24 protein-coding genes are annotated in these 26,686 nt (G+C 50.3%); 13 read left to right on the top strand and 11 right to left on the bottom strand.

The window, feature by feature from the left end; translation table 11 throughout:
- Nucleotides 1-174: 174 nt before the first annotated feature.
- Nucleotides 175-1,161 (top strand): 2-hydroxyacid dehydrogenase, encoded by a 987-nt coding sequence (locus F566_RS0127135; protein WP_020410196.1) that lies wholly within the window; start codon nucleotides 175-177, stop codon nucleotides 1,159-1,161.
- Between the two features lie 10 nt (nucleotides 1,162-1,171).
- Here F566_RS0127135 and F566_RS34270 read toward each other — a convergent pair whose 3' ends face one another.
- Entirely contained in the window at nucleotides 1,172-2,101 is a 930-nt protein-coding gene (locus tag F566_RS34270) for a LysR family transcriptional regulator (protein WP_020410195.1), read from the bottom strand.
- A 126-nt stretch (nucleotides 2,102-2,227) separates the two neighbouring features.
- On the opposite strand from F566_RS34270, the gene F566_RS34265 reads away from it, so the two are divergent.
- The 4 genes from F566_RS34265 (at nucleotide 2,228) to F566_RS0127115 (ending at nucleotide 4,936) form a co-directional block, all read left to right on the top strand.
- Nucleotides 2,228-2,722, top strand: a complete 495-nt coding sequence (locus tag F566_RS34265) for a VOC family protein (protein ID WP_020410194.1) — start codon at nucleotides 2,228-2,230, stop codon at nucleotides 2,720-2,722.
- Between the two features lie 2 nt (nucleotides 2,723-2,724).
- A complete protein-coding gene (locus tag F566_RS38090; protein ID WP_342662578.1) occupies nucleotides 2,725-3,066 on the top strand; it encodes an oxidoreductase in 342 nt (113 codons plus the stop codon).
- A complete protein-coding gene (locus F566_RS35020; protein ID WP_342662577.1) occupies nucleotides 3,005-3,823 on the top strand; it encodes an oxidoreductase in 819 nt (272 codons plus the stop codon). Before F566_RS38090 ends, F566_RS35020 begins: the two co-directional genes overlap by 62 nt.
- A 66-nt stretch (nucleotides 3,824-3,889) precedes the next feature.
- Nucleotides 3,890-4,936, top strand: coding sequence for a zinc-binding alcohol dehydrogenase family protein (locus tag F566_RS0127115; RefSeq protein WP_020410193.1), 1,047 nt, complete (start codon nucleotides 3,890-3,892; stop codon nucleotides 4,934-4,936).
- A gap of 63 nt (nucleotides 4,937-4,999) precedes the next feature.
- Here the strand turns inward: F566_RS0127115 and F566_RS0127110 are convergent, their stop codons facing one another.
- The 5 genes from F566_RS0127110 to F566_RS0127090 form a co-directional block, all read right to left on the bottom strand.
- Entirely contained in the window at nucleotides 5,000-6,046 is a 1,047-nt protein-coding gene (locus tag F566_RS0127110) for an ABC transporter ATP-binding protein (protein WP_020410192.1), read from the bottom strand.
- A 1-nt stretch (nucleotide 6,047) separates the two neighbouring features.
- Nucleotides 6,048-7,013, bottom strand: a complete 966-nt coding sequence (locus F566_RS0127105; protein WP_020410191.1) for an ABC transporter ATP-binding protein — start codon at nucleotides 7,011-7,013, stop codon at nucleotides 6,048-6,050.
- Nucleotides 7,014-7,023: 10 nt separating this feature from the next.
- Nucleotides 7,024-7,941 (bottom strand): oligopeptide ABC transporter permease OppC, encoded by a 918-nt coding sequence (oppC, locus tag F566_RS0127100; protein ID WP_020410190.1) that lies wholly within the window; start codon nucleotides 7,939-7,941, stop codon nucleotides 7,024-7,026.
- A 19-nt stretch (nucleotides 7,942-7,960) separates the two neighbouring features.
- The gene (gene oppB / locus F566_RS0127095; RefSeq protein WP_020410189.1) at nucleotides 7,961-8,887 is read right to left on the bottom strand and encodes an oligopeptide ABC transporter permease OppB; all 927 of its coding nucleotides are present in this window, start codon (nucleotides 8,885-8,887) and stop codon (nucleotides 7,961-7,963) included.
- Between the two features lie 167 nt (nucleotides 8,888-9,054).
- Nucleotides 9,055-10,644 (bottom strand): peptide ABC transporter substrate-binding protein, encoded by a 1,590-nt coding sequence (locus F566_RS0127090; RefSeq protein ID WP_020410188.1) that lies wholly within the window; start codon nucleotides 10,642-10,644, stop codon nucleotides 9,055-9,057.
- Between the two features lie 415 nt (nucleotides 10,645-11,059).
- Here F566_RS0127090 and F566_RS34255 point away from each other — a divergent pair, with 415 nt between their 5' ends.
- Nucleotides 11,060-12,067 carry a substrate-binding domain-containing protein gene (locus F566_RS34255; RefSeq protein ID WP_020410187.1) on the top strand — a complete coding sequence of 336 codons (1,008 nt, stop codon included), beginning with the start codon at nucleotides 11,060-11,062 and terminating at the stop codon, nucleotides 12,065-12,067.
- Nucleotides 12,068-12,114: 47 nt separating this feature from the next.
- Here F566_RS34255 and pepQ read toward each other — a convergent pair whose 3' ends face one another.
- On the bottom strand, nucleotides 12,115-13,425 hold the full coding sequence (gene pepQ / locus F566_RS0127080) for a Xaa-Pro dipeptidase (RefSeq protein WP_020410186.1): 1,311 nt from the start codon (nucleotides 13,423-13,425) through the stop codon (nucleotides 12,115-12,117).
- A gap of 293 nt (nucleotides 13,426-13,718) precedes the next feature.
- Here pepQ and F566_RS0127075 point away from each other — a divergent pair, with 293 nt between their 5' ends.
- The 5 genes from F566_RS0127075 (at nucleotide 13,719) to F566_RS0127050 (ending at nucleotide 19,806) form a co-directional block, all read left to right on the top strand.
- Entirely contained in the window at nucleotides 13,719-15,056 is a 1,338-nt protein-coding gene (locus F566_RS0127075) for a magnesium transporter (protein WP_020410185.1), read from the top strand.
- A 21-nt stretch (nucleotides 15,057-15,077) separates the two neighbouring features.
- Nucleotides 15,078-15,614 (top strand): hypothetical protein, encoded by a 537-nt coding sequence (locus F566_RS0127070; protein WP_020410184.1) that lies wholly within the window; start codon nucleotides 15,078-15,080, stop codon nucleotides 15,612-15,614.
- Between the two features lie 181 nt (nucleotides 15,615-15,795).
- Nucleotides 15,796-16,101, top strand: coding sequence for a hypothetical protein (locus F566_RS0127065; protein ID WP_020410183.1), 306 nt, complete (start codon nucleotides 15,796-15,798; stop codon nucleotides 16,099-16,101).
- 710 nt (nucleotides 16,102-16,811) lie between these two features.
- Entirely contained in the window at nucleotides 16,812-18,659 is a 1,848-nt protein-coding gene (locus tag F566_RS34250; protein WP_020410181.1) for a pre-peptidase C-terminal domain-containing protein, read from the top strand.
- A gap of 460 nt (nucleotides 18,660-19,119) precedes the next feature.
- Nucleotides 19,120-19,806: a hypothetical protein gene (locus F566_RS0127050; protein WP_020410180.1), complete on the top strand. Its 687-nt coding sequence runs from the start codon at nucleotides 19,120-19,122 to the stop codon at nucleotides 19,804-19,806.
- Between the two features lie 124 nt (nucleotides 19,807-19,930).
- Here F566_RS0127050 and F566_RS0127045 read toward each other — a convergent pair whose 3' ends face one another.
- Nucleotides 19,931-20,341, bottom strand: coding sequence for a hypothetical protein (locus F566_RS0127045; RefSeq protein ID WP_157497139.1), 411 nt, complete (start codon nucleotides 20,339-20,341; stop codon nucleotides 19,931-19,933).
- 257 nt (nucleotides 20,342-20,598) lie between these two features.
- Nucleotides 20,599-22,617 (bottom strand): methyl-accepting chemotaxis protein, encoded by a 2,019-nt coding sequence (locus F566_RS0127040; protein WP_020410178.1) that lies wholly within the window; start codon nucleotides 22,615-22,617, stop codon nucleotides 20,599-20,601.
- Between the two features lie 371 nt (nucleotides 22,618-22,988).
- Between F566_RS0127040 and F566_RS0127035 the strand changes: the two genes are divergently transcribed.
- Both F566_RS0127035 and F566_RS0127030 read left to right on the top strand, forming a co-directional pair.
- Complete coding sequence (locus F566_RS0127035; protein ID WP_020410177.1) at nucleotides 22,989-24,242, top strand: ABC transporter substrate-binding protein; 1,254 nt, start codon at nucleotides 22,989-22,991, stop codon at nucleotides 24,240-24,242.
- Nucleotides 24,243-24,376: 134 nt separating this feature from the next.
- Nucleotides 24,377-25,033 carry a YceH family protein gene (locus F566_RS0127030; protein WP_020410176.1) on the top strand — a complete coding sequence of 219 codons (657 nt, stop codon included), beginning with the start codon at nucleotides 24,377-24,379 and terminating at the stop codon, nucleotides 25,031-25,033.
- Here the strand turns inward: F566_RS0127030 and F566_RS0127025 are convergent, their stop codons facing one another.
- Nucleotides 25,034-25,261 carry a hypothetical protein gene (locus F566_RS0127025; RefSeq protein ID WP_020410175.1) on the bottom strand — a complete coding sequence of 76 codons (228 nt, stop codon included), beginning with the start codon at nucleotides 25,259-25,261 and terminating at the stop codon, nucleotides 25,034-25,036.
- A gap of 133 nt (nucleotides 25,262-25,394) precedes the next feature.
- Nucleotides 25,395-26,423 (bottom strand): alpha/beta hydrolase, encoded by a 1,029-nt coding sequence (locus F566_RS35855; RefSeq protein WP_020410174.1) that lies wholly within the window; start codon nucleotides 26,421-26,423, stop codon nucleotides 25,395-25,397.
- Nucleotides 26,424-26,686 lie beyond the last annotated feature (263 nt).

Below are 26,686 nucleotides of genomic sequence, written 5' to 3'. Positions count from 1 at the left end.
TTTGGATGACCCCCAAGTACTTGACTGGATATCAATAGCAATGCTAGGCCCAGAAGAATTCCTGGGCGAGACAAACTATGGCGTATAATAGGCCCGACAGGATCTTTATACGCGACAAATGATTATATTGAATGATCAAAGCGTTATACCGGATTATCAGATAAGGGGAGTACCGTGAAAGTCGCTATCTTTTCTGCCAAACCATATGATCAGGAACACCTGAATCCCGCTAATCAGGGACAGCACGAATTGACCTATTTCGAGGCTCATCTGAACCCACAGACGGCTATTCTGGCCAAAGGATTCGATGCAGTATGTTGCTTTGTGAATGATACTCTCAATGCTGAAACCGTTAGGACACTGGGTGAGGCAGGAGTCAGGATGATCGCCATGCGGTGTGCCGGTTATAACAATGTGGATCTTGAGGCGGCCAGAAAATTCGGGATACGAGTGGCAAGAGTCCCTGAGTATTCTCCCTATGCGGTAGCAGAGCATGCCGTTGCATTGATTCTGGATCTGAACCGGAATATTCATCGGGCATACAACCGGGTTCGTGAGAATGATTATTCGCTGAGCGGACTATTGGGGTTTGACCTGCATGGTAAAACGGTCGGTGTTGTCGGTACTGGAAAAATCGGTGTGGCTTTTGCCCGTATCATGTCTGGTTTTGGATGTCAGGTGCTGGCGAGTGATCCTGTTGAAAATCCTGATTTGCAGGGTTTTGCCCGCTACGTGGATCAGGAGCTGCTGCTTCGTGAAGCGGATATCATCAGTCTGCACTGTCCCTTGTTGCCGCAAACACATCATTTGATCAATGCCGAGACGATCCAAATGATGAAGCCGGGGGTCATGATTATCAATACCAGCCGTGGTGGTCTGATTGATACGCCTGCGGTGATTGATGGTCTGAAGTCTGAACAGATCGGCTATCTGGGCCTGGACGTTTATGAAGAAGAGGCAGAATTATTCTTTGAGGACTACTCCAATGTACTGTTACAGGATGATGTCTTCGCCCGTCTGCTCACATTTCCTAACGTTGTAGTTACCGGGCATCAAGCCTTCTTCACTCAGGAAGCTTTATCCGCTATTGCTGAAATAACGATTAACAATCTATGTGCGTTTGAGCAGTCCGAATCAGAAGGCGTGGAATGGGTGGTGTGAGCCGCGTTCATCAGCGGCGGTCCAGGTGTGTCAGGGCATTTTTCCTGTATAACTGGCGGCATTGTTTTATCAATGTCTGATGCAGAGCCCGCACGGCTGGATTTAACTGGCGTCTGTCAGCGCAGATGAGATTCAGGGGAGAGGCTTCGCCGGCCCAGTCCGTGCAAATTGCCACAAGTTTTCCTGAACCAAGATCTCTGGCCACATCCAGAGCGGATTTGTAGGCAATTCCCCGGCCTTCCAATGCCCAGCGCCGGACGACATCGCCATCATCCGATACCCGGTTTCCCTTGACCTCTGCGGTACATTCCCGTCCATCCCTGAAGAATCTCCAGCGGTTGTAGGTGTATTCACTCAGCATATAACACAAACAGTTATGGTCCCGAAGCTCCTCCGGGCTGGATGGGGTCCCGTGTCGTTTCAGGTAACCCGGTGATGCACAGAGTATACGCCGGTTCCCCGGGGCAACGGGTAAGGCCACCAGATTGGACAGGGGCGGCTCGCCATAACGCAATGCCAGATCCACAGGCTGGCTGTATATATCGGCAATACGGTCGGTAAGTCTTAGTCTCACCTGGACATCCTGATGACGTTCCTGAAAGGCATCAAGCCATTCCACCAGCATGTTTCTGCCCAGATCTGAGGGAGCAGATAACTGTAAGGTTCCCCTGACGACAGCAATGCCATGGGTTAATGCCTGAGTACCTTCTTCGAGAATCTGCAGAGCCTCCTGACAGTGTTTGAGAAATATCTCCCCTTCCTGGGTCAGTCTCAGATGTCGGGTAGAGCGGATAAAGAGGGCTACCCCGATCTCGGCTTCCAGTCTTTTGACAGCGGCGCTGGCAGCGGCGGGGGTCAGATCCAGTTGTCTGGCGCACGCCGAAAGACTGCCTAGCTGGGCGGTCTTTCTAAAAATGGTCAGGTCTTGTAGTGCTCTCATAAATAAAAAGCGCTCGCATATTCAAATAATATTTGAAATAGATTCTCTATCTAGGTGGTTTTTCAAAATTTATCAGTGAAATACTCTGATCACAATCTTTAAATCCACTTAATCACTGACTGAGCGATGAATAATCTGACGATGAAAGAGTCTGCCGACCGGCCCGGTAGCCATGCCGCAGAATACTACTCTACCCAGGGGAGTCCCGTGGCATGGGTCTTCGACCATATTAATGTAACGGCCCCCGCCAACCACCCGGTGACAGAAAACCTGGCCGCGGTTTTGGGGTTGCAGCTCGGGTATCGCCCACCGTTTCCCTTCCCGGGCGAGTGGTACTACCAGGGCAACAATGCCGTGCTCCATATGGTGGAAAGTGGTCCATCCGAGTCGGCCCGGCTAAATCATATCGCCTTTCGCTCAGAGGCCCGTCTCGATGATGTGCTTGCCATCGTGAGGGCTCTTGGCCTTCCGCACCAGATTGCGCGTGTTCCCGAACACAGGCAGATACAGATCTTTATCCCCGTGGCGGACAGTCTGCTGATAGAGCTGGATATTCCCATGAACGATACCGCGGAACTTCACGATCCTCTTGAATCTCTGGATCAGCTAAAGGAGCTGTGATCATGACGACAACACTTTTTGAAACCTACCATTTAAACGATGTACACCTCCCCAATCGGATATTGATGGCACCCATGACCCGTTGCCGGACTGCCCAGCCGGGGAATATCCCTACAGCAACCATGGCTGAATACTATGCCCAACGTGCTGGTGCCGGCCTGATCATTACCGAAGCGACCCAGATTTCTCAGCAGGGTCAGGGTTACAGTTTTACGCCGGGTATTTATTCAAGGGAGCAGATTCAGGGCTGGAAACTGGTTACCCGAGCTGTCCATGAGGCCGGTGGAAGAATATTTCTCCAGCTCTGGCACGTGGGGCGGATGTCACACGCTTCTTTCCATTGATGGAGAGCCACCTGTAGCACCTTCTGCGCTCAAAGCCGATGCCCAGGTCTGGGTCGCTGATGAACAGGGTAACGGCCAAATGCTGGATTGTTCCATGCCAAGAGCCTTGACGGTTCCAGAGATCCGGAACGTCGTTGAGGATTATCGCAGGGCCGCTCGCAATGCGTTGGAAGCCGGTTTTGACGGGGTGGAGATTCATGCTGCTAACGGTTATCTCATCGATCAGTTTCTGCGCAGCACTTCCAACCACAGAATAGACGAATACGGCGGTAGTATCGAAAACCGCGTACGGTTTCTGATGGAAGTGGCCGAGGCGGTGCAGTCGGAAGTCGGGGCTGATCGTGTCGGTGTGCGTCTGGCTCCTTATATCACTGCGCGGGGAATGAACTGCCCGGAAATTGTCGACACCATTGAGTATGCCGCCGAGTGTCTGAATCAGCTTTCTGTTGCTTATCTGCATCTCTCTGAGGCGGATTGGGATGACGCACCTCAGGTGCCACTGGAGTTTCGTCATCAACTCCGACAGGTGTTCGACGGCGCCCTGATTGTGGCGGGCCGTTATGATCAGGATAAAGCGCGGGATATTCTCTCAAGTGGACTGGCGGATCTTGTGGCTTTTGGTCGCCCGTTCATCGCCAACCCTGATTTTCCTGCAAGAATTCGCCATGGCTGGCCACTGGCTGAATTTGATGGAAACACCCTGTTCGGAGGCACGGAACAAGGGTACTCGGATTATCCGGCTTATACACCGGTGTAAGCCCAGACATTCGTTTGAAATCATAAACTCTATCGACTATCAGAATATTTACTGACGAGGCTAAAAATGAAAGCGATTGCTTACCAACAGGCTCATCCCGTTGACCATCCGGAGTCATTGCTTGATATTGAATTACCGGAGCCTGAGACCAGCGGGCATGACCTTCTGGTCGAAGTTCGTGCTATCTCTGTGAATCCAGTGGACAGCAAGATCCGCATGGGAGTGTCCCCTGCAGAGGGGGAATGGAAGGTACTGGGGTGGGACGCCAGTGGCGTGGTCAAGGCTGTGGGGCCTGATGTCACGCTGTTTAAGCCCGGAGACAAAGTGTGGTATGCTGGTGACATTTCAAGACCTGGCAGCAATGCGGAGTTCCAGTTGGTGGACGAACGCATTGTGGGAAAAATGCCGGACTCGATCGGTTTTGATGAAGCAGCAGCTCTGCCGCTGACGGCGATTACCGCCTGGGAGATGTTGTTTGACCGACTGCAATTGGGGCAAGACGACAATTGGTCGAATCAGCAGAAGAAGGCCGGTGGAAATTCTGCCGGTGAAAGTCTGTTGATTATCGGTGCGGCAGGTGGTGTGGGGTCCATCATGACACAATTGGCCAGGCAACTTACCTCTGTAACGGTGATCGGCACTGCATCGAGGGAAGAAAGCCGCGACTGGTTGTTGGAATTGGGCGCCCATCATGTGATCGACCATACCCAGCCGTTTGCTCCACAGCTCAAGGCGATCGGACATGAGACGGTTAATTACATCGTGTCGCTGAATCAGACGGATCAGCATTTCGAGGCGATCATTGAGTCCATTGCCCCTCAGGGTAAATTTGGGCTCATTGACGACCCGTCTACATTGAATGCGCTGCCGCTCAAGCGGAAGAGCGTTTCTCTGCACTGGGAATTGATGTTTACCCGCTCTCTATACCAGACTGAGGATATGATCAAACAACACCAGTTATTGTCGACGGTGGCGGAGCTGGTGGATGCCGGGCTCCTACGGACAACGGTGGCCAACCGCTTTGGCAGGATCAATGCGGAGAACCTTAGACGGGCGCATGCCCTGTTGGAGTCGAATCAGTCCCGCGGGAAGATTGTGCTGGAAGGGTTTTGATACAGAGTTAAATCGTCCCAGTTTTGAAAAAGAGGGCGCCGGTAAAGCGCCCTCTGTAACCAGTTAGAGGTTCTGCCATTTAATGCAGGCGACTTCATGGCTGGGTGTGACGTCATCATTGCTGAATGAGACTCCCTCTAATGCCGGAACGATGTCACGGCACTGTTCATCGGCGTACGGACAGCGTGTGCGGAAAACACAGCCGGAGGGAGGATTGATTGGTGAGGGCAGGTCACCCTTCAGTACGATGCTGCTCTTGTTTCGTTCCAGATCCGGGTCAGGAATGGGAACCGCCGAGATCAGCGCCTGTGTGTAAGGGTGTTTGGGAGAGCGGTAGATGTCGTCTTTGTCTGCCAGCTCCATGATTTTCCCCAAATAGAGCACCATAACCCGATGACTGACGTGCCTGACCACTGAGAGGTCATGGCTAATGAACAATAAAGACATCCCAAACTCTTTCTGCAGCTCTGTCAGCAGGTTGATAATCTGGGCCTGGATAGAGACATCCAATGCAGACACCGGTTCGTCACAAACAATGAGCTTGGGTTGCAGGATCATTGCACGGGCAATACCGATACGCTGGCATTGTCCGCCGGAGAACTCATGAGGATAGCGGTTGATCATCTGTGGCAGCAGGCCGACTTTTTCCATGATCTGCTGAACTTTCTTTTTCCGTTCCGTCTTGTTCAAATGGGGGTGAAACGTCATGAGTGGTTCGGCAATGATGTCGCCGATTGTTCTTCGGGGATTCAGGCTCGCCAGTGGGTCCTGGAAGATAATCTGCATATTCTGACGATGCGGCCGCATGGTTTTGGGAGGCAGGCCGGTGATATCGTCACCCAGCCACACCACCTGACCGTCCGAAGGGGTGATCAATTGCAGGACAGCTCTCCCCAAGGTGGATTTCCCACAGCCGGACTCGCCAACAATTCCCAGCGTTTCTCCCGGTTTCAGATCAAAGGAAACGCCGTCGACGGCTTTCACATGCCGGGTAACTTTGTTAAAGAAACCTCCTCCCAGAGCAAAGTGCACTTTCAGATCCTTGACCGAAAGAATGGGTTGATCCGGTGAGACGGCATTGGCCGTCGAGACGTTCATCGCACCTTCCATATTATGCCTCCAGAATACATGCACTGAGTTGCTGATCCGCTACCCGACGTAACGGTGGGTGGGCGCTCTGGCAGCGCTCTTCAGCCTGTGGGCAGCGCGGATGAAACGCGCAGCCCTTGGGCAGGTGCTGCAAATTGGGTGGTTGTCCGGGAATAGAGTTAAGATGGGATTCGCCCAGCTCATCCAGACGCGGCATTGAAGCCAGCAGACCTTTGGTATAGGGATGTCTGGGCGTGTAAAAGATCTCCCTGACCGGACCGGCCTCAACGATACGTCCTCCGTACATGACCAATACCCGGTCGCATAGTCCGGCAACCACGCCAAGGTCATGAGTGATCATGACAATGGACGTGTTCATTTCCTCTTTCAGGTCTCCCATCAGGCGGAGAATCTGAGCCTGAATAGTGACATCCAGAGCTGTAGTCGGTTCATCGGCGATCAGTAATTGCGGCTGGCATAGCAGTGCCATGGCAATCATCACCCGTTGTCGCATGCCTCCTGAAAATTCGTGGGGATACATGTCAAAACGCTTTTCGGGCTCAGGAATTCCCACCTTTGCCAGCATTTCCAGGCTGCGTTTGCGAGCTTCGCCCTGGCTGGCTCCCTTATGCTCCATCAGCACTTCCGTCAACTGACGGGATACTTTGAGATAAGGATTCAGTGATGTCATGGGGTCCTGGAAGATCAGGGAGATCTGATTCCCTCTGAGATTGTTGAGATCATGTGCCGAGCGACCAAGGATTTCCTCGCCGAGGAACTTCACACTGCCCTCTGTTTTGCCATTGTCTGCCAATAGTCCCATCAGTGACATGAAAACCTGGGTTTTCCCGGAGCCTGATTCGCCCACGATTCCGAGGCTCTCACCAGGATAAAGCTGAAAACTTACATCATTGACAGCATTGACCAGACCATCCGGTGTTTTGAAAGTGGTGCTCAGATGGCTGACATCTAATAGTGGTTTTGTCATACAGCGCTCCTTATCGATCCTTGGGGTCCAGGGCGTCACGTAGCCCATCGCCGATGAAGTTAAAACAAAACAGGGTGACGGCCAGAAATATGGCCGGATATATCAGCAACCATGGAGCGACTTCCATCAGTTTGGCGCCCTCTGAAATCAGCACGCCCCAACTGGTCAGTGGTTCCTGTACACCCAAACCTAAGAAGGACAGGAAACTCTCCGTAAGAATGACCTGAGGGACTGTCAGCGTGACGTATACAATAACCGGCCCAAGCACGTTCGGAATGATGTGTCGGACAATGATTTTAAAGTTACTGACCCCGCCGGCATGGGCGGCCTCCACATATTCTTTGCGTTTCACTGAAAGCGTCTGTCCACGGACAATTCTGGCCATGGTCAGCCACTCCACGGCACCCAGAGCGATAAATATCAGAAAGATATTTCTCCCAAACACCACCATCAGAAGAATAACGAAGAACATAAAAGGCAGTGAGTACATGATGTCGACAAAGCGCATCATCAGGTTGTCGATGCGGCCGCCGAAATATCCGGCAATAGCGCCATAGGTGACGCCAATAATCAGGCTGACACCGGTGGCCAGAAAGCCCACCATCAACGATACCCTGGCACCATAAAGTACACGGATAAACAGGTCGCGACCGTTGCTGTCGGTCCCAAACCAGTGGGCATTGTCAAAGTTGGGTGGTGCCTGAATATAGTCCCAGTAGATTTCATCATAGGGGTATGGGCTCAGCCAGGGTGCAAAGATGGCCATGAGCGCAATAATGCCGAGCAATACCATGGAGACGACGGCAGCCTTGTTCTGCAGCAGTCTGCGCCAGGCATCCTGCCACAGGCTGCGGCCTTTGATTTCTCTGTCTGGCTGTGTGATACCCAGGCCGGGCATCATCGCTTCCAGTCTGTCTGTTCTTGTCATGTGTCGATCCCTCTTACGGTTAATCCTGCAGCCTGACTTTCGGGTCCAGCAAGCCATAGATCACATCAACCAGCAGGTTAAGTGTGATAATCAACATGCCGTAAAAAATGACGGTACCCATGACCAGTGGATAATCCCGGTTCAGGGCTCCCTGGACGAAGTAGCGGCCCACGCCGGGGATATCAAAAATGGTTTCAATCACGACCGATCCGGTAATGACAGCGGCTGTGGCCGGACCCAGGTAGGAAACAACCGGCAACATGGCACCTTTCAGTGCGTGACGCAGTAACACCAGGCGCTCTCGTAACCCTTTTGCCCGTGCGGTGCGGATATAGTTGGAATGAAGCACTTCAATCATGCTGCCGCGAGTCAGTCTGGCGATGTAGGCGACCTGTGGTAACGCCAGAGACAGAATGGGCAGGATTTTGTATTTGAAGTCTCCATCCCCCCAGCCGGCGACAGGCAGCCAGGACAGATACACCCCCAGAACCAGGGTCAGAATCGGGGCCATGACAAAGTTGGGGATGGCTATTCCTGTCATGGCCACGGTCATCACGGAATAGTCTGTTGCGCTGTTTTTGCGAAGAGCCGCCACAGAGCCCAGTAGTGTGCCTACCACCAAGGCCAGCAATATGGCGATGCCACCTATCTGCAGGCTGGCAGGGAAACCGCTGAGCAGCAGGTCATTGACACTGAAGTCCTTGAATTTGAATGAAGGTCCGAAATCCCCGGTCAATACGTTGCCGAGGTAGAGAAAATATTGATGCACCAGAGGCTTGTCCATGTCATAAGCCTTGAGGATGTTGGCCTCTATTTCTGGTGGTAGGGCACGCTCCTGGTCCCAGGGACCGCCGGGCGCAATCCGCATCATGAAGAAAGCAATGGTAATAACGATTAAAAGCGTCGGAATTGCAGTCAGCAATCGACGAAAAAAATAATGCCACATAGTCGCATCCGTCAGGTTGGAAAACGGTAGATGTGAAAGTCTGTGCTGTTGTTGGAACGAACGTCAGTACATTGGTTCAGTAGAACGTTTCAGTACAACGATTCAATACAACAACAGAAGCAAAGTGGTTGCGCATCCTGAGACGCACAACCACTTTTTCGGGAAGACTACTTCTCGATGCTCAGCCAACGTGTTCTGTGTTTGTCGTTGACGGCATCCTGCCAGCCTTTGACATAGTTGGCGACGATGTTTTTGGAGACGTAGTAGTAGATAGGGATGATCGGCAGATCTTCCATGGCGATGGATTCCGCCTCTTTCATGGTAGCCGCGCGCTTAGTCAGGTCTGACTCGATGTAAGCCTGTTCCATCAACTGATCATACTTGGCATTTTCATAGTTGCCGTAGTTGAGAGACTTGGAGCGACTTTCCAGTAGAAACAGAAAGTTTTGTGGGTCGTTGTAGTCCGCGACCCAGCCTGCACGGGCAACTTCAAAGTTACCTTGCTTGAGATCGGCATAATGGACTTTGACTTCTGAGTTGAAGAGTTCGGCTCTCACACCAATCTTCTTCCACATTTGCGCCACAGCAATTGCGATACGCTTGTGGTTATCATCAGTGTTGTACTTGAGCTGGAAGGTCAGAGGATTGTTTTCGTCATAACCTGCTTCCTGCAGGAGTCTTTTCGCCAGGTCAATACGGTCCTTCATTGGAATATCTTTCCAACTGACGTAGGCCGGTGTGCCATAGTTACTGGTGCCGGGTGGCACCACGCTGTAAGCGGCAATCTCACCGGTTTTCAGAACTTTATCCATGATCAGTCGACGGTCGATTGCCATGGAAAGTGCTTCACGTACCCGCTTGTCCTGAAATTGCGGCTTCTGGGTATTGATAGGGTAGTAGTAAAGGCCTTGATAAGGGGCGATGCGGGTTTCCTTCGGCATATTGGCCTTCAGCCAGTCGATCTGACCGGAAGGGAACTTGTAAAGAATATCGATTTCACCGGCACGCATACGCTTGATCAGTGCAGGGCCGTCCTCTTGTGGATAGTAAACCACGTTGTCGATTTTCAGGTTTTTAACGTCCCAGAAGTCTTCGTTCTTGGTCAATTTCACATGAGTGTTAGGAATCCACTCAACCAGTTCGTAAGGTCCGTTGGAAACAATGTGATCTTTCTTGATCCACTCCTTGCCGTATTTTTCCACAACGTGTTTGGGGATCGGGAAAGTCGTGTAGTGGGTCAGAAGGCTTAACAGGTAAGGTGCGGGGCCAGTCAGGGTGATTTGCAGGGTTTTATCGTCAATGGCTTTGACACCCAGAGTGTCCAGGGAAGCTTTGCCCGTATTAACCTCTTCCCCATTTTTAATGACATAGAGTAGTGAAGCGTATTCCGCCGCCGTTTCCGGGTTCATGATACGGCGCATGGCATATTCGAAATCGTAGGCAGTTACTGGTTGGCCATCCGACCATTTGCTGTCGCGTAGTTTGAATGTGTATACGGTACCGTCGTCATTGATCTCCCAGCTTTCGGCAATGCCTGGAATGGCATCTCCTTTGGCATCTTCGGTTGTCAGTCCCATGAACATATCACTGATGATACGATCTTCCCAGTCGCCGCTCAGGTAATGCGGGTCCAGAGAGGAAGGCTCGCCCTGGTTGCCGATCCGGATGGTCGTATCAGCCAGAACAATGGGGGAAGCGAGAAGAGAAAAGCTGAGTGTCGTGGCGGTTAAAAGTTTACCAAGTCGGTTAAATATCATAGGAAATCCCCTTTACTAGGTTAATGTCCTTCGCAGCGGTATTTTTGTTTTATCGCTAGCGTTTTTGCTTTTATTTGATGTGAACAGCCCCACATGCCTAGGCAGGCCCGATAATCCGGGTGTGGTGAATGCTCGTATAGTCCTTCGGTGGCCACGCTCATCCACCATGAAATGGCATTTGAGTTTGGAGAGTGGTGCATATTTGGTCAATCGAAATGGTGAATACGGGTATTGAGTTTTTGAATTGCCCCGATACTTTTTAGGGCAAACAGGAATCAAAGTGGGGCATTCAGGCTTATTCGGCTATATCTTAGTCAAAGATGCAGTAAGCGAAACAAAGGTCAAGAGGGTAATCAAAGAACAAAACGCTTTAGACAGCGTAATGTTTCCGGCATGCCTGTAAAGGGAGAATCCAATGCAAGGATTTTGGCCAAGGTCACTGTGGACAAGTAAATTTAAAGGGCTGTTATTGATATTTGTAGGCCTGCTCCTGACAGGAGGAGTCCATGCCGAGGGCAAGTTATTTGCGATCGTCAGCAAGAATCTCAACGATATTAACTTTATCAATGCCTGGCAGGGTTGCCAGGAGGAAGCCGAGAAGAATGGTGATACCTGTAAGCATGTCGGCGAGCCTGAGTTTCCTCATTTCCGGATTCAGGACAGTGTGATCAGTCAGGTCCTGGAAGAGCCTGTGGATGGCATTGCGGTTTCCGTCCTGAATTCCGAATATCTGGCCAGTCATTCCCTGAAGCTTGCTTACGAAAAGAAATTACCTGTTGTCACTTTTGATTCCGACCTGGAGCCCCAACATCAGTACCTGCGAAAAGCCTATATAGGGCCGGATAATAAGGCGTTTGGCCATAACCTGGCACGTGAGGCGAAGCGTTACAGGCCTGAAGGCGGCAATGTGTGCCTGATGAGCGGGGCGGTGTTTGACCCCAATCTCAATAACCGTATTCAGGGCATCCGTGAAGAGTTAAGTGGTGACAGCGCCTGGGACCGGAAGCGCAAACTGGATGGTCAGAACGGCTGGTCAGAGCCAGACCGTTGCCCCTGGTATAACTGGGACAATTATGAACGTGCATTACAGCAAATGTGGGAGGCCATTTACCGTTCGGAAATTAATGTTTTTATTTCCGTCGGTGCCTGGCCGGTGAGCAACCCAACGTTGTACCAGGATGTTATGAGCCCCGCCAGACAGTTGTTTCTTGAGGCCAAAGGGAAAATCGTTGTAGTAGGTATCGGTACGCCGGAAGCTGCCCACGAGGCGTTGCTGGAAAAGCAGTATGTGCATGCCTATGTGGCGATTGATTTCAGGGAAATGGGGCGCCTTACATACGAAAACCTCAAAAAACTCTCCGAGGGGGAGGAAATACCGGAATGGACGTGGACGAATAATCGGGTACATCGCTGGGATGACTGACCTGGGTCTGTTTAATTTCACATTATCAGACCCAGGTATTAATCGACTCAGTCGAAGCTGAACTCACGTGTCAGATTTCGGATGGTGTCCCGGCCTACCAGAATATTGTCTTCGATACGAATGCCACCATAAGGTTTCAGCGTGTCAATCAACTCCAGATCACAACCATGTTGTGGAATATCCTGGATCATCTTTTCCAGCAACATCGGAATAAAGTATAGGCCGGGCTCAATGGTGATAACCATGTTTTCCTGTAATGACCGTGTCAGACGCAGGAAGGGGGCATTAGGGTCAGGTTTGAGCGTTCCTTCCGGGTCTTGCTGATGACCTCCGACGTCATGAACCTGAAGGCCCAGCAAGTGGCCCAGCCCATGAGGGAAAAATACCTGGGGAATCCGTTTTTCCAGTTGGATCTCCATGGAGTGTGTACAAATCCCTGTTTCCTGAAGAATGATGGCAATGCCTTTAAGTGCCTGCTGGTGCAAGTCACTGAACCTGGCACCCGCTGTGGCGCTCTGAACAAGCGTTTGCTGTAATTGGTCCATTGCAGTGATCAGGCTGCCGAAAAGCCCGTTTTCACGGGTATAGGTTCGGGTAATGTCACTGGCATAGCCCAGGTAGTCTGCACCGGCATCGATCAGCAAAGTGCGGGATTCCCCAGGTAACGTTCGGCTTTTCTGTTCATAGTGAAGGGTGGCGGCATTTTCATTCAGAGCGACAATGCCGGGATAAGGTTCATCAATCGAAAGCTGTCGACTTCCCTGCAGAAAGGCCTGATAGACTTCATACTCATCCGCACCGTTCAGGAACGCCTCTTTAGCTGCCTGATGTCCCTGCATTCCCGCTTTATTAGCCTCGACGAGGCAATCGATCTCGTAGTGAGTTATACAGGCTCTCTGGTAATTCAGGTGATGAATCAATGATTGTGGATTCATCTCAACGCCCGTTAATTGGGACGTGAATGGTAAATCCGGACCGACCCAGGCAACTTTGCCGATACCTTGACTGGCAGAGGCAAGTGCTGTCCCGGCATCTTTAACCGTTTGTACGTCCCAGCCGTTTTGCCATTCGCCTTCGGGCACCGTGTGAACGACGTGCCAGAAATCCCGCTGGCCCGGCCAGAACAAGACAGGCTTGTGTTGTGGACGTATTAAAATATGCAGGTAGGGAATCAACTTGAACGGAAGCCACTGCTGGGCCATGGCCGAAGCGTGATAGGGGTGGGCATGATCGTCAGCGTGGTAATAGGTCTGGCCGCCGGAGGGAAGGATGACTGCGTCGTACCCGGTGGCTTCCAATGCCTCCTCATATCGGGCTCTCAAGGTGGTGAGGTGAGCGGCGTAATATGAGTGTGGCATAAATGATTCCTCGATTTGGTGTCGTAACTGGAATTGGTGTCGTCACTGGGTGGGTTATGGTGACAGTAATCCCGTATGAATAAATCCGCGCTTACCCTGATAAACTATTTTCAGGTGAGAGCCAAGCTTCACAAGACGGCTGGGTTGTAAGTTATGACACAGAGTGTGGTGTCAAGACAATAGGGTCTGTTGGCGTTTCATATGACGGACATGTAAAACCTGAAAGCATCGAATAATACGCGATTGTATTGATATATCCCTGCCATGCATACATGGCTAAGAGTTGGTGGTCTATGAATGATGAATTGTCCAACCTGATAGAAGAAGTGGTTGATGCAGAGGCCGATGAGCAAGGTCGCCTGGTCGATAAGATTATCGCGACCCGGGAACCGGAAGAGGTGGCCCTGCTGCTGGAGTCGTTGCCGCTGGAGCAACGTCTGGAAGTCTGGAGCGGTATTCCTCTCAATGAGCGACTACCGATACTGGTGGAAATGCGGAGTGATCCGCGGGAAAGTCTGCTTGATGAAACCAAGCCGGAAGAATGGGACGGTCTGTTCGCTGATATCAGCGCAGAAGATTTGGTGGAACTGTCCGAGTCATTGCCGAATCGCCTGGTGGGCAGAGCATTGGCGGCGATGGACGAGCAACAACGCCGTTACTATGAAGATGCTCAGCAATACGATGAAGATGAAGCCGGGCACTGGGTGGACCATGAACCGCTGGTGCTACCTCAGAATGCCAAGGTGAGAGATGGTTTGAGAATGCTGAGGCGCGGAATCCCACACTATGTGGATACCATTTTTCTGGTGAACCGTACCGGCCAGTTTGCCGAAGCAGTAAAAATTGACAAGATCATCGGATCGCCTGACCATCTTCCTCTGGTAGACCTTTCCCAGGAGGACTTTGCCAGTATTCAGGCCAAGGAGGATTCTGTTGATGCTTCTCTTCGGGTACAAAAATCCGGCTTTGGAGCGTTACCGGTTGTGGATGAGAGTGGCAAGCTGCTCGGTCGCTTGGATATTGGCACCGCCGGGGAACTGGTGAATGAATACTACGAAGGCCAGATGATGGCCAACGCGGGTATGGATGAAGACGAGGATTTGTTCTCTCCCGTGAAAAAAAGTGCCAAAGGGAGAGCTGTATGGCTGGGAATCAACCTGCTGACGGCTTTTCTTGCGTCCTGGTTTATCGGGTTGTTTGAAATGACCTTGCAGCAAGTGGTCGCGCTGGCTGTGTTGATGCCGGTAGTTGCCAGTATGGGTGGTATCGCCGGCAGCCAGACTCTGACGCTGATGATTCGTGGCCTGGCGTTGGGTCAGGTAACCAGTGCCAACCTCAAGGCTCTGTTAAAAAAGGAACTGAGTGTGGGGGCATTGAATGGGGTAATCTGGGCATTGGTTATCGGAATTGTAGCGGGTGTCTGGTTTGAACAGGTCCTGTTGGGTCTCGTCATTGCCATTGCCATACTGGTGAATATTCTGGCGGCGGCATTTTCCGGAGTCGGGATTCCCTTTATTCTGGATAAACTGAAACTGGACCCGGCGCTTTCAGGCTCTGTCATTTTGACGACCGTGACTGATGTGGTGGGGTTTGTAGCCTTTCTCGGATTGGGAACTTTGTTCCTGTTATAGAGATTTCTCTGGTAGATAACGATGTTAATGAAGACTGGTGTGGTGTTGCGAAGATTGCTGGCAGTAGTTGTTTTGGTGCTTGGAGTCGGCGTCTGGCCCACTGTGACTCACGCCTTTGGTATTGTCATCAGCGATCAGCAGGTGGCTGGTTTGATGTCAGCGGTGTTTCCGGTCAAGCAGACGATGGGGGTCTGGCAAGTGACCTTCCTGAACCCTGTGCCAGAGTTCCACCCCGGTCAGCAACAAGTGGCTCTGGCAGTGGATGTACAGCTGGAAGAAGGCCTGAATCAGGCCAGAGGTTGGGGGAAAGTCAGCGGCCAACTGGCGTTCAATAAAGAACTGCAGCAGCTTCATTTGGTTCGTCCGAGACTGGTGGATTTTGAGGTGCGTGAGGGTGATGTTGAAAACGCAGGACCGTTGATTGACGGTCTCAGGCGCTACATCGGGCAGGATTTGCCGGTTATCGTATTATTCGATGTGAAACAGATGAATCTGGGTCTGCCATTGAATCCTAAGGCCATAAACGTCGTGAACAAAGGCATATCCATCGAATTTTAAGCAGGCTCTCCAAGGCAGTTTGCGATAATTTATGGCGGGCTAGGCCAAATGACTGTCGTCTATAAAGCCAGTTGTGCACATGTCGTCAGCTTTATTAAAATTCGCCCTTAGCCCTGTTCCTGGGACCTGATTGAACAGGGCATTTCTCAGCATGCATGTCGTTAAGTAGTCGAGGTGTTGCATGATCTATTACAAATTTGAGGAAGAAAAGCAGATAGTTCTCCACTATGCCCATATGATGAAGGACGAGAAGACCATTGATATCATCAACCTGGGATCTGTTGCCGGTTCGGAAGAGGCAGAGCACCTTTCCCGTTTTTTCTGGGACATGGTCGGCCTGTCTATCATTGACTCCGCCAAAGGCGTTTCCGTATGCGGATTGCAGAACGTAGAAACATGGAATGAATACATCATGGAATCATTTCGCCGCTACTTCCATGAGCATGGATTCTCTGATGAGTGGAATAGGCAAACTGAATTGGCTTAATCCATAAACGCTAGCCGGTCCAATACAACGTTGGAATTCGTTGATGCCGGCCTTTTCTCCAATCTTTTTTGTCCTCCTCCCATCTCTCCATACCATATTTTCCACAGATATTTCATCACGGTGCTGTGGATCAGACTCCTCAAGTCGAGATCAATAAGAAGTAAACGATACAATCGAACTTTATCGAAAGTGATGAATGATAATATTTACTATCTGTTTCGTAATTAATCTACTACTCTGCCTGATATATTATTTAGATGTACTCATATTAAAAATATGAACATGTAAATGATTTTATGTTTTCTTTTTGTATAAAAAGAAAACAGGCTCATTGATTTGGCTCAATTTAATTACTACAAAGACCTAGGAAAAAACTATAGTAAAACTTGGTGGTTTTTGTAAAGTATATAAATATCAAATACTTAAGTGGTTAGTGGATATAGTGTTACAAGTTATAGATATGCTTGACCAAATGGTCTATGCCTGATAGATTTCGCCCCGCTTAACACCGTTAAAAGGAATCATACGGTCCTCACATAAGGATATTCGTTACCAGGGCAGGCATATTTTCTAAAAAAAATTAATATGTCAGTCCAGTCCTTTTATAGATGTTACGCATTTGCGCAATAACAGTGGCTGCGCATTACATCTTACCTATCCAATGGAAAGATCTACCACAGATTTTAATAAAGGTTAAAGGAATTATAACCATGAAAAGCAACGGGCTAAGCAGAGCTATTACGTTTTCCTTATCTGCCCTGGCGTTGGGAGTCTCCAGCGTAACCTGGGCACAGGTTTCGGCACAGGATTCACAGTACGTCCGTGAATATCTTGAACGTTTCCATCAAGACACCGCCGCCGTGATGGACGAAATGCCGATAAAAGAATCCGTTACAGGATCGGAAGTCAGTTCACCATTCTCAGAAGATTCGATTGCAACAGGCGAGTTCATTGAAGATAAAGACCAGCTTCGTAATGAACTTCTCCATCGCTCTGACGAAAATGGCTACAGCATGATTATGCGGGCTGTTGAGTTGAGCAATGACAATGCAGCCAAACTGGTTGATAACGGAGAGCAGTTGCTCACCAATGTCCATGAAATGGATGCCAGTTCGTTGCAAAAAGCAGAACTGTCTGACCAGCCTTGGTCCGATGACTACTGGGCACTGTACAAAGGTGCTCTGGGACATCGTTATGCTGATCCCAAACTTCAGGACGCATGGCCTTCTAACTGGTACGAGCACTGGATTTTTGCTACCAGCACTCATTTGCCTCAGGAATACATCGACAATAACGAAATCGAATATTTGTCTCCGGCAGAAAAATACGACCTGTTGGTTGGCGATCAGGACTACACCCTGACCAAGAACATGTGGGAATCCGGTAAGAGTTACTGGGATCGTTATGGTTCCGTTGAAACCTGGATGGGGCTCTGCCACGGTTGGGCGCCGGCAGCCTATATGCTTCCACGTCCCAAGCATTCTGTCACAGTGACTTCAACCGAAGGTCGGGACATCAAGTTCTATCCTTCAGATATCAAGGCACTGGGAACTTTACTTTGGGCAGAAGCCTCTCCTGGCGTGCGTTTCATCGGTGGTCGTTGTAACACCAAGCGCCCTGAAAAAGACGAGAACGGTCGCATCCTGGACCAGGCCTGTTTTGACAGCAACCCAGGAAGCTGGCACAAGTCTGTGGTTAACCAGATCGGTGTCAACAAGCGTAGTTTTGTGATTGATGCCACCTATGACTATGAAGTATGGAACCAGCCGGTAATCAGCTACGTTTATAATTACTTCAACCCTCAGACGGGTGAATCATACGAATCCGCAGAAGATGCCATCATCGCCATGAGCGATTACACCAACGATAAGTTCTCTGATTATCGTGGCCCTGATGCAACTCACGTTGTTGGTGTGCAGATGCGGATCACCTACATGGTTGAGACCGGTCCAGCGCACCGTGAAATCGATCGTCCAAGCTACGACGGTGTATTCTCCGTTCGTTACATGTACGACCTGGAACTGGATGCCAATGGTGAAATCACCGGTGGCGAATGGTACACCAACCGTCATCCGGACTTCCTGTGGACCCCGGCTCCTGGTGCACACGCGGTTTCCTACTACAACCCACCCGAAACCACCGGTACGACCAAGAACGAACTGGACCAAGGCACCGTTGCTCAGAACAACTGGGATTTCTATGGACCATTTGAGACTCTGGACAACATCAAGGTCACCTTGCTGGGTAACAACGATGCAGATCTTTATGTCAGAAAAGGACAGCAGCCTACATTGCAGGATTACGAATGCCGTCCATACATGACCGGTTCCAACGAAGAGTGTGAACTGGAAGGCGCAGGCACCTACTTTGTTGGTGTTAACGGCTATGACCCTTCATCTGACTACCAGATCCAGATCCGCTATACCAAGCCGGACAGCGGTTGGGCGAAAGACGCACCTATTCCTTCCAACTGGAAAGGTAATGCGAAAAACGCCTCTGAGTACAGCCAGCCTCTGACCAGAATCGTTGAGCAGTTGTTTGACTGGTCTGCCGAATAAGTCAGAGTCTTCCTGAACCCTGATCTATCAGGCCTTTCTTGGGAGGGGAGGCCTGGTAGCTATTCAGGCTGCATTGGGGCGTTTCCTTTGCGCCCCCTTTTTATTTTCTATTCCCTGTCTCTGCCCGAACCTTTCTTGCTTCTCAATAAATAAGCATTCTTTGTCGTCGTATCGTCAGGATCGCTGGCAAGTCCATATATTTACAATTACGCCTATAAAACAAGAAGCTTGTAAAACTTTGATTCCAAAAGTGGGGTTATAAGGCCTCTTCCCATTTACAAAAAATAACGGTCAGATTTAGCGATGGGCAATTCAGATTTATTTAGTATGATGAACAGGGCAACAAGTTCACCGAGTGAGGAATAACGTCCAGGAAGATAATGGGTGATCCCATTGGCGCTATTTTCAGAACACAACTTGGTGAAAGACATTATCGAATCGACAGAAGGAGGGAGTTCTAATGTCTGGAGAATTAGAGGCAAAAAATCACGCGGATGCGATACTAAATGCCTATAAGTCAAGCTATCTGCCTTTGAATAAGAAGGGGTTAACTGTCGAGGGTATCGGGCTGATGTTGCCTGATCCCGACATGCCTCTCGGGGTTATTCTAAAGAAGGAGAGCAGCTTCATCGTCCTGCTTGGTGAGCAGCATAGTACGGAAACCGTCGTGCCGCTCGAACCCAGTGACCAGAGTTTGATGATTGCAGGCGCCAAAGCCGTGGTAACGGCCATCGGCAAAGTTGGTAGCAAGCATACGACCATTGCGGCGATCGAACTTCCCATCAAGAATGGTTTCATCGTTGGATCGGGAGCCGGACTGACGAAGATGGAGAAGCTCACCATTTCCGGTACTGACGATAAAAATCTGGGATCGATCAATCACTCTTTATTTTATTACAAGGCGATGCTCTTGAAAGATGTGGTGATCGCCGAAGGGGAGAATACCGCGGAGGTCGTCGAACAGGAACTGGCAGCCAAGTCAGACGAACGAAATCCGGGAATTGCCAAGCATTTGATACGTGCAGCCTCAAGTGTCAAAGGCGCCAGCGTCACCGTGTTACCAGTTGGACTATCGCACTTGGGCGGGAGCAGCATACAGAAGCAATTGGCCATGAAAGGATGGACCGTCGTGACAAAGATTGTCTAGGGAACTTCTGACAACCACCACTGAAAGCCACTTGCGTTGCCTAGCGTTAAAAGCTGGCTCTGAAGGCCTCGCCAACGTTATTTATGGAGCCTCATTGTGACAATGAGGCTCCAAACCCAGAACATTAACGGGCGAGCTTCAACATTTTCTGCGAAACCGTTTTTGCCTTGAGTATCAGCACGGTGGATAAAATCAGCTCTAAAGCAATGGCGACCATTTGGGCTTTATGCTCAGGGGATATGTGGAAAAAGTCCTGTGCGTATTGGGCCGATCTTGCGTTCATAAACAGGATGGTTAACCAATGCGAGGCGTCAACGGCGGCGTTATAAAAAAAGTACAATCCCATTGCGAGCAGTATTACTGTCAATGTATTTCCCGGTGAGACGGGCTCTATAACCTTATCCAGGTCTGGTTTCAATATGCTCCTTGAGACGGTCATTGGGAAAAACCAAAGCAACATCGCAATGAAAAAAGGGATCAGAGAAGAAGCATAAGCGATCACTCTGGCAAGCGTTGCCGTTTCTTCCGCGTTCATATTTAATACCTGTGAAAGTATTGCGAATTGATTCAGTGAATATAGAAGAAGGGCAACGGCAAATAATCTGACCGCAATCGCTAGATAGTGACTGGATTTCATGGTAAACGCCTTGTAAAAGTTATCGAGATTTCCTGAAGGGAAGATAACCCTATTGACGTTTAAGCATCAATGACATTCGTACACGTAAAAAAAATTTAGAAATTAAAAAGCCGGTGGATGATCCACCGGCTTGTTGACGTGCTGTTTGTCGACGCTTATACCCGGAACCGGGACAAGGCCTGATTCAGCGAACTGGCCATCCCTTCCAACTGCTCTGCAGAGGTGGCGACTTCCTGCACCGCGTGGCTGTTGGTTTCGGTCATGGTGGCAATGCGTTCAACGTTTTCAGCAACGTTGGTACTGGCCTGGGACTGCTCGTTGAGCATCATGGAGATTTCCATAAACATTTCCATGACCCGGTGAGAGCTTGACCGGATTTCTTCGATGGATTCGCCCGCTTTAGTGGCGAGATCTGCGCCCTCGTTGACTTGTTCAACCCCTTTGGTCATGACCGCAACGACAGCACGGGTTCCCTGTTGAATGTCATTGATGGTGGTGGTGATCTCACTGGCGGATTCAGTGGTTCTGCCGGCGAGTCCCCGGACTTCATCCGCCACCACTGCAAACCCTCTGCCTTGCTCGCCTGCTCTTGCTGCTTCAATGGCAGCGTTCAGGGCCAATAGATTGGTTTGTTCGGCAATGCCTGCGATGACTTCCAATATGCCGGAAATGCGTTCTGACAACTGACCGAGTTCACTGATATTATCCGAAGCCGACCGAACTGTCTCGGAGATGGTCATCATGCCGGAACTGGCATGTTCAATTATGGTGGCACCGTGTTCTGAAATCTGGAACGAAGACTCGGACAGCTCCTTGGCTTCCTGGGCATTTTTGGCAAGACTGTCGACACTGACGGTCAGTTCTTCCACCGTGGAGGCTATCTGACTGGCGGCTTCACTCTGTTCGGCGGAACCTTTCGCCACTTCATTACTGGCTTCTGACATGGCTCTTGCCGCGCTACCTAGCTCCTGGGCGGTTGTTGCCAGTTCCTTAAGAATGCTTCTGACCTGTTGCTGCATACGTTTCAGCGCGGCCATGAGTTTGCCGGTTTCGTCATTGCCACGAACTTCAATGTTCTGTGAGTAATCTCCTTCGGCGATGGTTTCCAGGGCGCTGACGGCTGAGGCAAGTGGTTTACCAACTATCATCCTGACGGCAGTCCACAATACCAGGGTGACAACAATGATAGTCAAAGCGGTTTTCAGTAGCATCTGTTGGCCCAACCAGGTGGCAGCTTCGTGGGAATCTGCTTCGGGTTGAGTGACAGCCAGTACCCAATTCAATTCAGGAATCTGTGTGAAATGCGTCTCCCAAGGTACGGCTTCTGATTGTCCCGCGCCTTTCCAGGCGTGGATCATTTCGCCGGATTTCTGTTGCAGCATCTCCCGTACGAACAGCCCTTCCTGACCTTCAATAATGTTGCTCCCAGCAGCCGTGGGGTGCAGGAGGAATTTACCTTGGTCTTGCCCCTCTTTAGCATCGAGGACAAACACAAATCCATTGTTACCTATCGACAGGTCAGCGAGTCCTGACATCAATCTTTCCAGAGACTGACTAAAGCTGATACCAATATAGCGAATACCGATGATCTGCCCTTGTGGGTCTTTGATTGGAGTGTAGTTGGTCACGAATTGCCGACCAAACAAAGTGACCTTTCCGGTAAATGGCTGCCCTTTGATGTTCTCAATGTATGCAGGCGAGTTCTGACTTAACAGGGTGCCGACAGCGCGGGAGCCGTCCTGTTTTTTGACCGATGTAATGACTCTGACAAAGTCGTCACCACGCTTCACGAATATGGTGGCGTTGCCGCCTGTGATTTCGGCAAAGCGATCAACAGTGGAATAGTCTCCGGCAATGTCTTGACCGTTATTGGTCAAAACCGGGACCGTCTGGCCCATGACATCTTGAGTACGGCTTCTGTCGAGGATGAACTTGCCAGGAAAAGCCTCGCCAAATACACCAGAAAGATGTGCAGCTGTGGTTTCCAACTGATCGTTATACGCTTTGATGGTGACAGAAGAAGAGGCGAGCAGGTTATCCATTTCCGCGTCAGATAGTCTGAGGACTTTTTCGCCAATATTCTGAGTAACGATCCAGCCACTCGCAGAAAGAATAATGGTGATAGCCAGGCAGACAGCAATACTTAGCCTTACGGCAATACTTTTCTTGAACATAATCATCCCTCATCCAATATCCGAGGTGTCCCATACCGGTTGATTGATGACAAACCGGGATGGCCTTCCAATGGTTCCGTGAACACATAGCAGGATAGACCAAAAGGATTATCTGTATAGGGGATGGCTACAAAAATGAACAATTATTCCTTTTTTATATCTTCAGGGAATAGCAGCAGGAGCTTTATGACGGCCGGGATATATTCAGATATTTTTCGGTGGTGGTGAGCTGAACATCTCGTAGTTTTTCCTGAAGATCCTAGAAGAATCGATCTGTACATGAGACCTAGCATGAGGGTTTGTCCGCTTTAAATAACAAAGACAACATAACTCTGTCCTGCGGCAATGTGGTTCAGATGAGGAGTATCCCGATGCACAGGTTCATTCTGGTTTTGATATTGGTATGGCAGTCCTTGCCGGTTTATGCAGGTGAACTTGAAGTGTTGCACTATTGGACATCCGGAGGTGAGGCTGAGGCACTGAACGTGCTGAAGTCGATGATGAAAGAGAAGGGGCATGTCTGGCAGGACTTTGTGGTCGTCGGTGGAGGTGGTGAGAGTGCCAATGCCGAGCTTCGCCAAAGGGTCATTCAGGGACTGCCACCGGCGTCAGCGATGGTCAAGGGTCCGGACATTCATCGCTGGGCCCGCCTGGGGTTTCTGCAGGAGCTTGATAAACTGGCTGCCTGGCAGAACTGGGATGACAATCTTCCGGATGTGATCGCTGATGTTACCCGGTTTGATGGTCAGTATGTTTCCACACCTGTGAATATCCACCGCACCAATTGGATGTGGATCAACAAGAAAATTCTCGACGAAGTCGGAGCTGAAGTTCCCTCTACCTGGGATGAGTTTGAACAGGTGGCAAAGAAAATTCAGGCCCGGGGATATGCCGTCATTGCTCATGGCGATCAGGCATGGCAGGACGCTACCATATTTGAGTCCGTTGCATTGGCTGTCGGAGGACCAGAGTTTTATCGCCGCGCTTTTGTAGAGAATGAGTATGCGGTGATCAAGAGTGAGACCATGATGAAGGTGTTTGCTCAGTTTCGGAGATTAAAGCCCTATCTCAAAACAGATCTTTCCAAGCCTGACTGGAACATCGCCACTGAGGCCGTTATTAAGGGAGAAGCTGCTTTTCAGTTTATGGGAGACTGGGCAAAAGGGGAGTTTGAAAAAGCTGGCCTCAAAGCCGGTGAGGATTTTATCTGTGCCGCGATGCCGGGGACACGGAATCAGTTTCTGTATAACGTTGATACGCTTGCCATGTTCAAACTCTCAGACAAAGCTGATCGCAAGGCGCAGGAGGACCTGGCCAGCGCCATCATGAGCGAGGAGTTCCAGGAAGTATTCAATCTCAAGAAGGGTTCAATTCCTGCCCGTACCGATGTGGATTTAAGCAAGTTTGATGAATGTGCGCGGCTCAGTCGCAAAGAATTTCATATTGCCGAACAGAAGGGAGCACTGCTGCCGAGCATCGCGCATGGTATGGCGACTACCGCCCGGGTTCAGGAAGAGTTTTATGGGGCACTGCATGACTTTATGCATGCCCCTGAGATGAATGACCGCAAAGCCATGGTCACACTGGCCAAGCGAATGCGCTATGGTTCGTATGCCATCAACTGAATATCAAAGGGATGAGGGGCAACTGGCTGGTTTTATAAAAGGCTCCTGGTAAGGATTTGGCATATACTCTAGGAAGTGATGATGGTGATTCGTCAACACACCCTAGAAGTAAAAAAACTGAAAGGAGTAGCCAGTTGAAAAAAGATCTTTCGCTTTATGATACCCGGGTTATTGGGGTTCTTTTGGAGAAGGAAATCACGACGCCGGATCAATACCCGCTGTCTCTGAATGCCCTGACTAATGCCTGCAATCAGAAGAGTAATCGCCATCCGGTGTTGGATTTGTCAGAACAGACTGTTGCAGAAACGGTGGAGGATCTGAAGCAAAGAGGGCTGGTGCGTGGTGACAGTTACAAAAGCCGTGTGGAAAAGCTTGCCCACCGTTTCTGTAACAGCGAATTCGGTGAGCTGAAACTATCGCCGCCACAGGTGGCGGTCGTGTGCGAATTATTGTTGAGAGGTCCGCAGACACCGGGCGAATTGCGCTCCCGTGCCAGCCGCATGCATCCATTTGCCAAAGTGGATGAAGTAGAGGGTACCCTTAAGGAGCTGACCGAACATCAAAAGGGCCCTCTGGTCACCATTTTGCCGAGAGAACCCGGTAAACGGGAAAGTCGCTATGCTCATTTGTTTTCCAGCGATATTGAACCAGTGGTGACGGAATCCATGGATGCCGAGAAATTTGGTGCCAACCGGGCTGAGATTGATACTTTGAAGGCACAGATCGCCAGGCTGGAGCAGGAAAATGAAGCCCTCAAGCAACGCCTGCGTCAATTAGGCGAGGTATGCTGATCAGGCGTCCAGATTACGCATGATGTCCAGTTGGAACTCCTGGTCGGCAAGATTGTCAGCCGGCTCGGCGTGAGTCGATGAAGCGGTTGCGTATTTGCCGGAATGTTTTTCGTGGTAGAGAAGCCACTCGTGGAGCGCTTCTGCAGCGGCATCCTCGGTGGGGAATACCCCTTTGGAAACGGCGTTTTTGATCAGTGAATCCACTTTGGTGATGCTGGCTTTGATCATGATCGCGCTCCTGTGCTTGTACAGGCAATGAGTATTGATCTGTTGATTTTAGCATGGATGAAAATGACGCAGGCAGCGGGTTGTTGGACATTCGGGGTCAGACCCGGGCTGGGTCTGACCCCGTAGAAACTGTTTACGGCAAATAAAAGTACTGGGGATGGGCCTCCCAGACTTTGCGCTTGGGAATATCATCCTCGTCGACGCCGGCAAATACCTGGATGATATCGTCGCGGACCGTTTTGCGCTCCAGATAGCCCCAATGGTCGCCGATGCGTTCCCGCAGTGCCACGTCATCCCGTCGGCCGGCGCCGGTCGTATCCATGACCAGTACGTTGGGGGCGAGATCATAAAGATTGGTGGGGCCTTTACGTCCCATTCGCTGTTTTTTGTTTTTGGTTCCCTGAGAGACCAGCAGGGCGTCGTCCTCCTGATTGATATAGACATGGACGCGTTCGCAGAGTTTGTGGAGGTGAGCAAACGCTCTTCCGTGTTCGAACAGGTCGTGATCACAGTCGGCATTAAGCAGGAGGACTTCGCTGAACAGTGGATAAGGGGTTTCCCCCAGTTGGGCGGCAAAATGATGCAGAACCTGGTTACCCATAGAGTGAGCTGCCAGGTGAATTCGTTGCCGACAGGGTTCATGGTCACCGCTGTCGAACATGTCAGCATAGAATTGATGCACCTTGCGAAATGCTCGGCCCAGAATAGCGCCGGTATCAATGGCATCCGGTTGGTCATCGGTATATTTCCACAGGCGTCCCAGTGAGGGCCAGGAAACATAGACCAGGTGATCAACGGTACAACTTGAACGGTCCAGGTAATGCTTCTTCAGCTGTTCAATGTGTTTGAGATTGGAATTGAGGTCGTAGTTGAAACCGTGGATAAACACCAGAACATCAGAGCGCTGGTTAGCACTGGAAAGTTGTTTAAAGAGATCGAAAAACAACTTACCGGTTCCGGTCAGATCATCCTTTTTGGGTTTCGATGCTAATCCAGTGTAATTGCTGGCTGTGCGGTCAGGGAACAGCTCGTAGTCCTTGCGGTCAGGAAAGTATTCCGCGATTCGGAAAGTCGGGGAGGCTTTTTCTTTTCCGTTGGGGTCAAAGCGTTCTTTCTTGTTGATCCGCTGAATGGAACGGTTACTGATAATATAGATGCTCATATCGCTGCCCTTAATACTGTGAAGGCTTAAGTGGTTATGAAGGCGAAGAAGATTCCTTCTCTGACAGCGATACTTCCAGAGGTGATGGTGGCATCCATCATTGGGTGGCACCATTAGCATAATAGCTTGTGATTTTACCGGTAAATGATAGGTGAGAAAATCACTTTTCAAAGCCAGTGTAATATACGTTTCGGGTCAGTCGGTTTCATGCACGTCATTGCTCGCCCGACTGTACAGATGTGGGTTCAGGATCAATACTTTCA

It is taken from the genome of Hahella ganghwensis DSM 17046 (assembly GCF_000376785.1).
Classification (GTDB): Bacteria; Pseudomonadota; Gammaproteobacteria; order Pseudomonadales; family Oleiphilaceae; genus Hahella; species Hahella ganghwensis.
Note: the sequence above shows the minus strand (reverse complement) of the source record. Positions and strands in the feature narration are given on the sequence as shown.

Coding starts and splice junctions, on each gene's coding strand:
- F566_RS34270 (WP_020410195.1), bottom strand. CDS start 2,101: ATGAGAGCACTACAAGACCTGACCATTTTTAGAAAGACCGCCCAGCTA.
- F566_RS34265 (WP_020410194.1), top strand. CDS start 2,228: ATGAATAATCTGACGATGAAAGAGTCTGCCGACCGGCCCGGTAGCCAT.
- F566_RS38090 (WP_342662578.1), top strand. CDS start 2,725: ATGACGACAACACTTTTTGAAACCTACCATTTAAACGATGTACACCTC.
- F566_RS0127115 (WP_020410193.1), top strand. CDS start 3,890: ATGAAAGCGATTGCTTACCAACAGGCTCATCCCGTTGACCATCCGGAG.
- F566_RS0127110 (WP_020410192.1), bottom strand. CDS start 6,046: ATGGAAGGTGCGATGAACGTCTCGACGGCCAATGCCGTCTCACCGGAT.
- F566_RS0127105 (WP_020410191.1), bottom strand. CDS start 7,013: ATGACAAAACCACTATTAGATGTCAGCCATCTGAGCACCACTTTCAAA.
- oppC (WP_020410190.1), bottom strand. CDS start 7,941: ATGACAAGAACAGACAGACTGGAAGCGATGATGCCCGGCCTGGGTATC.
- oppB (WP_020410189.1), bottom strand. CDS start 8,887: ATGTGGCATTATTTTTTTCGTCGATTGCTGACTGCAATTCCGACGCTT.
- F566_RS0127090 (WP_020410188.1), bottom strand. CDS start 10,644: ATGATATTTAACCGACTTGGTAAACTTTTAACCGCCACGACACTCAGC.
- F566_RS34255 (WP_020410187.1), top strand. CDS start 11,060: ATGCAAGGATTTTGGCCAAGGTCACTGTGGACAAGTAAATTTAAAGGG.
- pepQ (WP_020410186.1), bottom strand. CDS start 13,425: ATGCCACACTCATATTACGCCGCTCACCTCACCACCTTGAGAGCCCGA.
- F566_RS0127075 (WP_020410185.1), top strand. CDS start 13,719: ATGAATGATGAATTGTCCAACCTGATAGAAGAAGTGGTTGATGCAGAG.
- F566_RS0127070 (WP_020410184.1), top strand. CDS start 15,078: ATGTTAATGAAGACTGGTGTGGTGTTGCGAAGATTGCTGGCAGTAGTT.
- F566_RS0127065 (WP_020410183.1), top strand. CDS start 15,796: ATGATCTATTACAAATTTGAGGAAGAAAAGCAGATAGTTCTCCACTAT.
- F566_RS34250 (WP_020410181.1), top strand. CDS start 16,812: ATGAAAAGCAACGGGCTAAGCAGAGCTATTACGTTTTCCTTATCTGCC.
- F566_RS0127050 (WP_020410180.1), top strand. CDS start 19,120: ATGTCTGGAGAATTAGAGGCAAAAAATCACGCGGATGCGATACTAAAT.
- F566_RS0127045 (WP_157497139.1), bottom strand. CDS start 20,341: ATGAACGCGGAAGAAACGGCAACGCTTGCCAGAGTGATCGCTTATGCT.
- F566_RS0127040 (WP_020410178.1), bottom strand. CDS start 22,617: ATGTTCAAGAAAAGTATTGCCGTAAGGCTAAGTATTGCTGTCTGCCTG.
- F566_RS0127035 (WP_020410177.1), top strand. CDS start 22,989: ATGCACAGGTTCATTCTGGTTTTGATATTGGTATGGCAGTCCTTGCCG.
- F566_RS0127025 (WP_020410175.1), bottom strand. CDS start 25,261: ATGATCAAAGCCAGCATCACCAAAGTGGATTCACTGATCAAAAACGCC.
- F566_RS35855 (WP_020410174.1), bottom strand. CDS start 26,423: ATGAGCATCTATATTATCAGTAACCGTTCCATTCAGCGGATCAACAAG.